Consider the following 6,270-nt stretch of genomic DNA (forward strand, 5'->3'; position numbering starts at 1 on the left):
GCATCAAACCATGTCGAATTCGGTGAAGGGCACCGTCCACATCACGCTTGCAGCCATGTTCTGGGGCCTGTCGGGCGGCGTTGCGAGCCTGCTGATGGACGAGGGCTGGGATCCTTACGTCATCTCTTTCTATCGCGGCGCGATCGGCCTGGTCTGCATGCTGGCCTGGTTCGTCCTCCATCCGTTGCGCAACCTGCGATTCGACTGGCGGCTCATCGCCTGGTCGGTCGTGGCTGGCGTTGGTGTGGCCGGCAACTTCACCTTCTATTTCCTGAGCATCTCGAACGCCAACGTGGCGATCGCCGCCACGCTGATGTACACCGCGCCGCTGTTCGTCTTTCTGGTGTCGTTCGCATGCGGTCTGGAGAAGCCGACGCTAGGCAAATGGGCGTCGATCACGGCGGTGATGGTGGGTATCGTGCTGCTGACCGACATCCTGCGCAGCGGCACGGGCCAGGTTTCGGTCTGGGGTATCGCTTGCGGCCTGTTGTCCGGCTTGTCCTACGCCCTGTTCATCTTCGGCTTTCGCTACGCCAGAGCCCAGGGACCGGCGCAGGCGGTCCTGACGATCGCCTTCCTGACCCTGACGCTGCTGCTGTTCGCATTCGTCGACATCGGGCAGATGCAGAAAGTGCCGTTCACCGGCGACGCCTACGGGTTTCTGCTGCTCGGACTGTTCGGCGCAGGCATCTCCTTCTATCTCTATCTGCCCGGGCTGAGACGGACGTCCCCCTCGGCGGCCTCCATGATCGCCATGGTGGAGCCGGTCACGGCCTCGCTGTTCGGATTCGTCGTGCTGGGACAGACTCTCGCCCCGCTGCAACTTTTCGGCATGGCGATCATTCTGATCACCATTACTCTGCTGAGTCTGCAGCGCTGATCCAGCCCCCCGATTCGACCGATGGTCGCTTTTCACGCTGGTATACTGCCGCCTCGCTCGCCTTCGGATCTGTCGTGATGTCCTCTTCGATTACCGTTTTGCCTTGGCGTCAGGGAATGTCATTGCTGGCTCTGCTGGGCGCGCTCGGCTGGCTGTTGCTGGGCAGCGCCGACGGCTCGGTCCTGCAGGCCGGCATCGTCGTGGTGCTGTGCATCGGCCTGTGGGCCACCGGCTGGCTGCCGCAGTGGCTGACGGCGCTCATCTTCTTCACCCTCTGCACCGTGGCGAAGGTCGCGCCGGCCTCGACGGCGTTCGCCGGTTTCGAGTCGGCCGCGACCTGGCTGGTGTTCTCGGGCATGGTGATCGGCGCCGCGATCAATCACACCGGCCTGGGCGAACGCGTCGCCGCCCGGATCGGACCTCATCTCGCGTCAGGTTATCCACAGGCGGTCGTCGGCGTGGGGCTGCTGGGGCTGATTGCCTCCTTCTTCATGCCGTCGGCGATGGGCCGGATCGTGCTGCTGGTGCCGATCCTGCTGACTCTGGCCGACCGCTTCGGCTACGCCCCGGGCAATCCGGGCCGCAGCGGCGTCCTGCTCAGCGGCATCATGTCGAGCTTTCTGCCCACCTTCACGATTCTGCCGGCCAACGTGCCCAACAATGTGTTGATGGGGGCCAGCGAAGCGGTGCTCGGCTTCTCGCCCAGCTATGGCGAATATCTGCTGCTGCACTTTCCCGTGCTGGGGTTGCTCAAGTGGGTGCTGATCATGGGGTTGATCCTGTGGCAGTTCCGCGCCGTGGCGCCGTCGCCCTTTACGGCCGAGCCGCCGTCCAGGCTGGGAGGCAGCGGCAATCTGATGAGCGTGCTGCTGGCCTTCGCCGTGGTGATGTGGATGACCGATGCCTGGCACGGCATCTCGCCGGCCTGGATCGGCATGCTGGTGGCGCTGGTCTGCCTGTTCCCGGGCAGCGGGCTGCTGCCGGCCAGACCGTTGCAGCAGATGAACCTCGAACCGTTCATCTACGTCGCCGGGATCGTCAGCCTGGGAGCGCTGGCGCACGACAGCGGGCTGGGCGAGGCGATCGCCGGCCAGCTTCTCGACGTGTTGCCGCTCTCGCCCGAATCGACTGCCGGCAACTTCGCCTGGCTCTCGGTGATCGGCACGATCCTGGGCATGCTGGTCACGCTGCCCGGCGTTCCCGCGGTGATGACGCCACTGGCACCGCAACTGGCCGATGTCACCGGCTGGTCGCCTTCCGCGGTGGTGATGTCTCAGGTGATCGGATTCTCGACCGTGGTGTTCCCCTATCAGTCGCCGCCGCTGATCATCGGCCTGCTCACTTCCGGCGTGAGCATCCGTCAGGCCATGCGCATCACGCTGCCGCTGGCGGTGGTCACGATCCTGCTGTTGTGGCCGCTCGATTTCATCTGGTGGCGCTGGCTGGGCGTGATCTGAACGCGACCGGCGTTTTCCGGCAGGACGGGGCATGGATCACCTAAACTGAGCCTCATGCGGTGTCACGGCGTACGCCGGCGTCTCGGTACACGCATCCAGGCGCGCACCGCCAGCGTATCCACCCTATGCCATCATCGGCGGTTGGAGACTCATCATGTTGATCAAGATTGCCAAACCCGGCGACCTGCGCGAATCGGACGTCACCCCGGAATCGGTTTACCTCTCGCGTCGCCGCTTCATGGGCGGGCTGGCTGGCCTGGGCCTGAGTGCAGGAGCAGGATTGGCACTGTCGGGACGCGCTCTGGCGGCCGCCTCCGACTATCAGGACGTACCGGCCGGCAATCCGCCAGGCTGGCTCGAGCCCAAGCTGGCCAACGCCGAATGGGAAAGCGTGGTGCCTGCCGATCGCCAGTTGGACAAACTCACGCCTTTCGACGACGCCACCCACTACAACAACTTCTACGAATTCGGCACCGGCAAGGGCGACCCCGCCCGCAATGCCGACGCGCTCAAGACCCAGCCCTGGAGCGTGGTGATCGACGGCGAGGTCAATAACGGCGGGCGCTTCGATCTCGAGGATCTGGCCAAGCCTTCCCGCCTGCAGGAGCGCATCTACCGGCTGCGCTGCGTCGAGGCCTGGTCGATGGTCATTCCGTGGCTGGGGATTCCGCTGGGTGACGTCATCAAACGCGCCGAGCCCACGTCGAAGGCCAAGTACGTCAAGTTCGAGACACTGGTCGCACCGGAACAGATGCCGGGCCAGGACTCCTCGTTCGCGCTGATCGACTGGCCCTACACCGAGGGCCTGCGCATGGACGAAGCGATGCATCCGCTGGCGATTCTCGGGCTCGGCATGTACGGGCGCGAACTGCCCAACCAGAACGGTGCGCCCTTCCGCCTGGTCGTGCCGTGGAAGTACGGCTTCAAGAGCATCAAGTCGATCGTGCGGATCTCGCTGGTCGAAGAGCAGCCGGTGAACTCCTGGCAGGCGATCGCCCCGGACGAGTACGGCTTCTATGCCAACGTCAATCCCGAGGTCGATCACCCACGCTGGAGCCAGGCCACCGAGCGCCGGCTACCCAACAGCCTGTTCAATCCCAACATCATCGATACGCGGATGTTCAATGGCTACGCCGAGGAGGTCGCGAGTCTCTATCAGGGCATGGATCTGAGGAAGAACTTCTGATGCCGACGCCCCGCTACACGCTGACGCTCTGGCGCATCGCGGTGTTCATCGCCGCGCTGGTGCCGCTGGCCTGGTGGAGCTCGCAGGTCGCGATCAACGCCGCCGGCCCGGAACCCGGCCGCTACCTGCTGCTCAACATCGGCCAGGGCATACTGTGGATGCTGTTTTCCACTCTCAGCCTGACCCCGCTGACCAAGCTGACCCGCTGGAAAGGCTTCACCCTGATCCGCCGCCAGCTCGGCCTGTGGACCTTGACCTATGCGCTGCTGCACCTGTTCTGCTACGCCGTTTTCATCCTCGGGCTGGATCTCTCCCGGCTCGGCAGCGAGATCGTCCGACGCCCCTACATCATCGTCGGCATGCTCGCTCTCGTCGGGCTGATCGCGATGGGCGTGACCTCCAACAAGTGGTCGATGCGCAAGCTGGGCAAGCGCTGGAAGACGCTGCACAAGATCGTCTACCTGGTGCTGGGTCTGGGGCTGCTGCACTTTCTCTGGGTGGTCCGTGCCGACCTGGAGCAGTGGAGCCTCTATGCCGCCGTTGGCGCCCTGTTGATGATTCTGCGCATTCCGCCCATCGCCCGGCAGCTGCCGAAATTCCGCCAATTGATCAAGCGGCCCGGGCGGGCCTCCGTATAACGCGTCGAGCGCCTGCTGGGCGCGTGACCGGTGACAAACACCAAGATTCCTTCGTTCGGACTTGTCTCCGACCGCGTCCTTCCCGCTAGACTTTCGTCGAAGCACTGCCTCAGGGGGCCGGGTTTGTCGGTAAGCTCGTGCGTCCCTCACCTCGCAGGCGGCGATGTCGTCGCCTGCGGATATTTCGATTTTTCAGCCGGAGAGTCTTTCATGAGCAAGCGCATCCTGGCGTACCGTCGCCTCAACGACCAGCAACTCGACCAGCTACGCGAACGCTTTCACGTCGACTACTTCGGCAAGCTCGAATCGGCCGACGATCCGGCATTCCGCGAGGCGCTGGGACAAGCTCATGGGCTGATCGGCGCGGGGGTCAACATGACCCCGGAACTGCTCGATGCCGCGCCCAACCTGAAAGCGATCGCCAGTATCTCGGTGGGTGTGGACAACTATCCGGTCGAGGAGCTGACCCGTCGCGGCATCCTGCTCTGCAATACGCCGGACGTGCTCACCGAAACCACCGCCGATACCGGCTTCTCGCTGATCATGGCGAGTGCCCGCCGGGTGGTGGAGCTGGCCGAGTACGTCAAGCGCGGCGACTGGAAGTCCAGCATCGGACCGGAGCAGTTCGGCAGCGACGTCCATGGCAAGACGCTGGGCATGGTCGGCTTCGGACGCATCGGCCAGGCGGTGGCCCGCCGCGGCGCCCTCGGTTTCGGCATGAAGATTCTCTACTCCAACGCCTCGCCCAAACCGGATCTGGAAGCGGAGCTGGGCGCGCGCCGCTGCGAGCTGGACGAGCTGCTGCAGCAGTCCGACTTCGTCTGCGCCATCGTGCCGCTGACCCCGGAAACCCGCCAGTTGATCGGTGCCCGCGAGTTCGAGCTGATGAAGGAGAGCGCCATCTTCATCAACATCTCCCGCGGGCAGGTGGTCGACGAACAGGCCATGATCCAGGCCCTCGAAAGCGGCCAGATCCGCGGCGCTGGCCTCGACGTGTTCGAGCAGGAACCGCTGCAGGCGGATTCTCCGCTGCCCAAGATGCCCAACGTGGTCGCGCTGCCGCACATCGGCTCCGCCACTCACGAAACCCGCACCGCCATGGCTCAGCGCGCGGTCGACAACATCATGCTCGCGCTGGACGGCAAACGTCCGATCAGCCCGTTCAATGAGGAAGCCTGGGGCGACAGGCTGAACTGAGACACCGTCCCCTCTATGGAAAGCGGCACTTTGGCCATTGATCAAGGTAAAACGCGGCCTTCATGACTCGGGAATCGCGCTTATGAATGGGCAAGATCCCGGAGATTTCTATCGGACTTCAACTACGATGATTGGGTCTTTCCGATAGCGACATCCGATAGTGACAAAGGGACACCATGAAAATAGCCATCGTGGTTTTGGTGCTGAGTTTGATTGGCTGTATCTACTTGATCTCCCATTGGGGAGAAACGGATGACTGTGCCAATTCGGCCAAGGCCGAAGCGGAGTGTCAGACGAAGTAGCAAGCATGCAAATTGCGTGGGCGACAGTTCGTCGCCCACGCATCGCCCTTATGCCATCGAGACATGGCATGACAGGTGAAGTCAGTGGCGCACTTGCCTGTCTCTCGTGATGAAGATCTCCCCCGAACACCTCTTGTAGTTCACCGACATCGTTTTCCACTAAAGGCGAATAGGCGCATTCCTATGGCACGACTAACCTGCTGACAGCTTTTTGGATCGATCCAAAACGGAATGCAGCATGCCCGAAAACGTCAGGAACTCATCCCGCCCGCGCGTCACGCTGAGAGATATCGCGGCCCATGCCGGCGTATCCCGTTCGACCGTCTCGCTGGTGATGCAAGGTAGCGAGCTGGTTGCCGAATCAACCCGCGCTCGGGTTCAGGAAGCGATGACAGAGCTGGGCTATGTCTACAATCGTGGCGCGGCGACCTTGAGAAGCGCTCGCACGGCGACGCTTGGCGTCGTCGTCCACGATATCGCCAATCCGTTCTTCGGTGCCCTGATGGCGGGTATCGACGAGACACTGCAGGACGCCGATTACGTTCCCTTTCTGGCCAGCAGCGGCGACAGCCTGGCCCGCCAGGCGCGCTTCCTGCGCTCTGTCTGAAAA

General features: G+C 63.3%; 6 protein-coding genes. All 6 read left to right on the forward strand.

The features are described from left to right. The first annotated feature begins 10 nt into the window (after positions 1-10). Positions 11-880 (forward strand): DMT family transporter, encoded by an 870-nt coding sequence (locus DOM57_RS17380; protein ID WP_087720072.1) that lies wholly within the window; start codon positions 11-13, stop codon positions 878-880. 116 nt (positions 881-996) lie between these two features. Continuing rightward, the gene (locus DOM57_RS17385) at positions 997-2,337 is read left to right on the forward strand and encodes an SLC13 family permease (RefSeq protein ID WP_239496301.1); all 1,341 of its coding nucleotides are present in this window, start codon (positions 997-999) and stop codon (positions 2,335-2,337) included. A 154-nt stretch (positions 2,338-2,491) separates the two neighbouring features. Beyond that, positions 2,492-3,523, forward strand: coding sequence for a protein-methionine-sulfoxide reductase catalytic subunit MsrP (gene msrP, locus DOM57_RS17390; RefSeq protein ID WP_110650447.1), 1,032 nt, complete (start codon positions 2,492-2,494; stop codon positions 3,521-3,523). Then, the gene (msrQ, locus tag DOM57_RS17395; RefSeq protein WP_087720075.1) at positions 3,523-4,161 is read left to right on the forward strand and encodes a protein-methionine-sulfoxide reductase heme-binding subunit MsrQ; all 639 of its coding nucleotides are present in this window, start codon (positions 3,523-3,525) and stop codon (positions 4,159-4,161) included. The genes msrP and msrQ overlap by 1 nt, the downstream gene beginning before the upstream one ends. 210 nt (positions 4,162-4,371) lie before the next feature. After that, positions 4,372-5,358 carry a 2-hydroxyacid dehydrogenase gene (locus tag DOM57_RS17400; protein WP_110650448.1) on the forward strand — a complete coding sequence of 329 codons (987 nt, stop codon included), beginning with the start codon at positions 4,372-4,374 and terminating at the stop codon, positions 5,356-5,358. A 540-nt stretch (positions 5,359-5,898) separates the two neighbouring features. Continuing rightward, a complete protein-coding gene (locus DOM57_RS17405) occupies positions 5,899-6,267 on the forward strand; it encodes a LacI family DNA-binding transcriptional regulator (protein WP_110650449.1) in 369 nt (122 codons plus the stop codon). The last annotated feature ends 3 nt before the right edge of the window (positions 6,268-6,270 follow it).

Origin of the sequence: Salinicola peritrichatus, assembly GCF_003206715.1 — a bacterium.
In the GTDB taxonomy this organism is placed as follows: Bacteria; Pseudomonadota; Gammaproteobacteria; order Pseudomonadales; family Halomonadaceae; genus Salinicola; species Salinicola peritrichatus.

Coding starts and splice junctions, on each gene's coding strand:
- DOM57_RS17380 (WP_087720072.1), top strand. CDS start 11: ATGTCGAATTCGGTGAAGGGCACCGTCCACATCACGCTTGCAGCCATG.
- DOM57_RS17385 (WP_239496301.1), top strand. CDS start 997: ATGTCATTGCTGGCTCTGCTGGGCGCGCTCGGCTGGCTGTTGCTGGGC.
- msrP (WP_110650447.1), top strand. CDS start 2,492: ATGTTGATCAAGATTGCCAAACCCGGCGACCTGCGCGAATCGGACGTC.
- msrQ (WP_087720075.1), top strand. CDS start 3,523: ATGCCGACGCCCCGCTACACGCTGACGCTCTGGCGCATCGCGGTGTTC.
- DOM57_RS17400 (WP_110650448.1), top strand. CDS start 4,372: ATGAGCAAGCGCATCCTGGCGTACCGTCGCCTCAACGACCAGCAACTC.
- DOM57_RS17405 (WP_110650449.1), top strand. CDS start 5,899: ATGCCCGAAAACGTCAGGAACTCATCCCGCCCGCGCGTCACGCTGAGA.